Raw genomic sequence first — 3,362 nt, 5'->3', positions numbered from 1 at the left:
GAAGAGCAGAACGCGTGGCAGGCGGTGCGCAACAACGTGCTCGGCACGCTGCGCGTCGCGCGCGCGGCGATCCGCCATGACGTGCGCCACTTCGTGCTGATTTCCACCGACAAGGCCGTCAACCCGACCAACGTGATGGGCGCGAGCAAGCGGCTCGCGGAGATGGCCTGCCAGGCATTGCAGCAGACGGCACCGCGCACGCAGTTCGAGACGGTGCGCTTTGGCAACGTGCTCGGCAGCGCGGGCAGCGTGATTCCGAAGTTCCAGCAGCAGATTGCGAAGGGCGGCCCGGTGACGGTCACACATCCCGAGATCACACGCTTCTTCATGACGATCCCCGAAGCGGCGCAACTGGTGCTGCAGGCATCGAGCATGGGTCACGGCGGCGAGATTTTCATCCTCGACATGGGGCAGCCGGTGAAGATCGTCGATCTGGCGCGCGACTTGATCCGGCTTTACGGGTTTTCTGAAGAACAGATCCGCATTGTCTTTACCGGGCTGCGGCCGGGCGAGAAGCTGTATGAAGAACTTCTCGCCGACGACGAAACCACCATGCGCACGCCGCATCCGAAGTTGCGGATCGCCCGCGCGCGCGAGGTGCCGAATCACTTCCTCGACGAGTTGCTGCCCTGGCTGATGCAGCATCGCGTGCTGCCGGACGAAGAAGTGCGGCGCGATCTGCGCAGATGGGTGCCGGAGTATCAGACGACGGTTGCGCCGACGCTGCAGAGTATTGCTTCTCCCAGACTCGTGGTTGGGGGCACAGTGGGCTAAGAAGGCCGGTTGGCAAAAGCGATTTCGATGCGGAAAGGTGATCTGCAGCCTTAGCGAAGAAGCCCGACGTAATGCAGCACTCTTCTTCGCGAAATTCGCGTCGTCGACTGGCTTTCACGCATCGTTGGGCGGGTTCTGTTTTTGATCGCGGCGCCATAGCGTCGCTCTGCGGCTTGCCGAGTCTGGTTCGGCTGTTGCACGCGCCTGCAAGTGTGCGTGCCCGTCGGTCGGAGCAGGGTATCGCGGCTATGGCCCTGCCGGCGACTACGCGCGCCGCTCATATTGGCCGACAACGAGGTCGATATCGGCCGAGACTGATGACAAGGATTGGAAGCACGACCTCTGACAAGAGCAAACCCGAGCCGTAGCTTCCGCGGTACCCGATCGCAAATGTGGCTGCCTCCGGTGAGCCGAAGGCGGACTTGACTTCAATTGACAATCCATCGCTCAATAGAGCGACTGACTAATATTCGTTGTCGGTTCAACCGCTTTGCTGCTTTGCCGCTTTCGGGATGGTCGTCCATCGCGCGATGGTTCGCGTCGTCCCGCTGAATCGATGAATCGTCGACGACTAGCCGTTTTGGCGGATCATGTAGAAGGCGATTTGAAACTTGGTATAACGCACGCACGAGACCGAAAATGCCTGGGATTGAAAGTAATCGAATACCAATCCCCGTGGAACCTCGGCGAAAATCACATCGGCTACCTGGTCAATCTCTGGGTCAACGAGAAGCAGCAATCACCGGGCACCGTCGAGAACAAGCTGACATTATTGCGCACGCTCGCGTCCTGGATCAAGAGGCATTAGTTGGTCGGGTCGGTGGACGCTGGTTGCTTCGGAATTGGAGCGTCGGTGGAATGAGGCATTAACGATACAGGCACAGCGGCAAGCCGAGCTTGATGAACTGCGTGAGCATCCTGAAGACGCGCTAAGCCATGCCGCACGCGAAGAGATCATGCGGCTCGGAACGGATCTGGAGAGCTTGTGGAATCATCCTGCCAGCTCCGTCGAAATCAAGAAACGTATCCTGCGTACCGTGCTCAAGGAAATCGTCGTTACGAAACAGGGCAGCACCATCCGGAGGCTCCTGCACTGGCAGGGCGGGGATCACACCGAGCTTGAGTTTGAGTCGAATCGGACCGGGCAACATCGTTGGTCGACTTCCGCTGAAACAGTCGATATTGTTCGCGCGCTGGCCAGATCGCTTCCCGATATGGCAATTGCTTCAGTCATCAACCGGTTGGGGAAGCGCACCGCGAGAGGTCTCACATGGACGGCCGCACGTGTGTGCATTTTGCGTCGTGACCATTCAATTCCTGCCTATCGGGAGGGAGAGCGGCAGGAGCGCAACGAGCTGAATGCTGCAGAGGTCGCCGCCGTCCTTGGCGTGAGCGGAGCAACAGTCCTTCGTCTGATCCGTATCAGGGAGCTTCCCGCGACACAAGCCTGTGCAGGCGCACCCTGGATCGTGATGCGGACAGATGTGGACGCATTGATCGCGAGGCGCGAGGCTTTTACGGGTCCGCAGTCAGCCAATCCGGATCAGTTATCCATTGATCTTCAATAACATAGAGAGGTGAGCATTATGTCTCGAGTCCGGGTCCGCCGACCAGAACCAAGTTGTGCGCGCCCTCTGTGAACGTCATGCTGGCCAGTTGCATGACGAGCTGGCGATCGACCGGGGAGCCATCGAAGTCGAAGCCGACGATATCGCGGTGCACCGGGAACTTCGCCGCGCTCATCTGGTGGCTGACCGAACGCACGGCCCGATCGGCACTCTCGGCCTGCAGCAGCCGTTCAAGCAGCCACTGCGAAGACGCTACCTCGACGTTACCCTGTTCAAGCAATTCAGCCCAGCCGGCCGCCATGCCGTGCAGCCGCAACTGTTTGAGTTCGACGATAAGATCACGCATGACCGGCCTTCGGCTGTTGCAGCGCCGGGCGCAGTCCGTCATAGCGCGACGTATCGGCCAGCGGCGGTGTCGCCAGTTGCAACGCTGTATCGATCTTCGGCGGCATCTGCACGCTGCGCATGCGCGACAGCATGTTCACCACATGCTCGACGCTGACGCGTCCGGACGGCGGCGCTTGTTCCAGCGCCAGTTCAACCGCAATCAACACGGTATCCAGACCACTTTCCGGCACCAGTGCCAGCACCTTCGCCATCACCCGGTCACCGCCCGTCTCGCGCAGAAGCGCCCGGCGAAGACGTTGCAGGGGCTCGGGCATATCTTGGAACGGCGCACCGTTGCGCAGTGCGCCGGGTTTGCGCTGGATCAGCGGGATGTAATGCTGCCAGTCGTAGCGCACCAGACCTTCGTCGGCCAGCCGCTCGTGGTCGGCCACCATGGCGTCGTCACCCACCACCACGCGGCCCGGGTAGAGCCGCATACTGAGCATCTGGCCTGCAAATTCGCATGGCACCGAGTAACGGTTGCGTCCGACCACCACCAGGCAGGTCGACGACACACGGGCCGCGCGCCCGACGTAACCGTCAAACGGTGCTTGCAATTACCCACACCCATTAGCGGGCCGGTGTCAAGCGAGCAGGCGACAGCTTGGCCGCGTTAGCGGCCAGTTTCTATTT

General features: G+C 60.6%; 3 protein-coding genes and 2 pseudogenes. 3 read left to right on the top strand and 2 right to left on the bottom strand.

Translation table 11 applies throughout. From position 1 onward, the window contains the following. The 3 genes from AWB68_RS43365 to AWB68_RS43360 all read left to right on the top strand — a co-directional run. Positions 1-774: polysaccharide biosynthesis protein (locus AWB68_RS43365; RefSeq protein ID WP_125483273.1), on the top strand; the 774-nt coding region annotated here is incomplete at its 5' end. Between the two features lie 649 nt (positions 775-1,423). Next, positions 1,424-1,582, top strand: a complete 159-nt coding sequence (locus tag AWB68_RS47765; protein ID WP_235028846.1) for a hypothetical protein — start codon at positions 1,424-1,426, stop codon at positions 1,580-1,582. Between the two features lie 34 nt (positions 1,583-1,616). Then, the gene (locus AWB68_RS43360) at positions 1,617-2,342 is read left to right on the top strand and encodes a helix-turn-helix domain-containing protein (RefSeq protein WP_125483272.1); all 726 of its coding nucleotides are present in this window, start codon (positions 1,617-1,619) and stop codon (positions 2,340-2,342) included. 28 nt (positions 2,343-2,370) lie between these two features. Here the strand turns inward: AWB68_RS43360 and AWB68_RS43355 are convergent. After that, positions 2,371-2,688, bottom strand: a pseudogene (locus tag AWB68_RS43355) (ATP-binding protein); the annotation flags it as partial. Continuing rightward, a pseudogene (locus AWB68_RS43350) lies at positions 2,681-3,280 on the bottom strand (Mu transposase domain-containing protein); the annotation flags it as partial. The pseudogenes AWB68_RS43355 and AWB68_RS43350, both read right to left, overlap by 8 nt. Positions 3,281-3,362: the final 82 nt, after the last annotated feature.

The organism is Caballeronia choica (assembly GCF_001544535.1).
GTDB lineage: Bacteria > Pseudomonadota > Gammaproteobacteria > Burkholderiales > Burkholderiaceae > Caballeronia > Caballeronia choica.
This window is presented reverse-complemented; position numbering and strand designations above follow the sequence as displayed.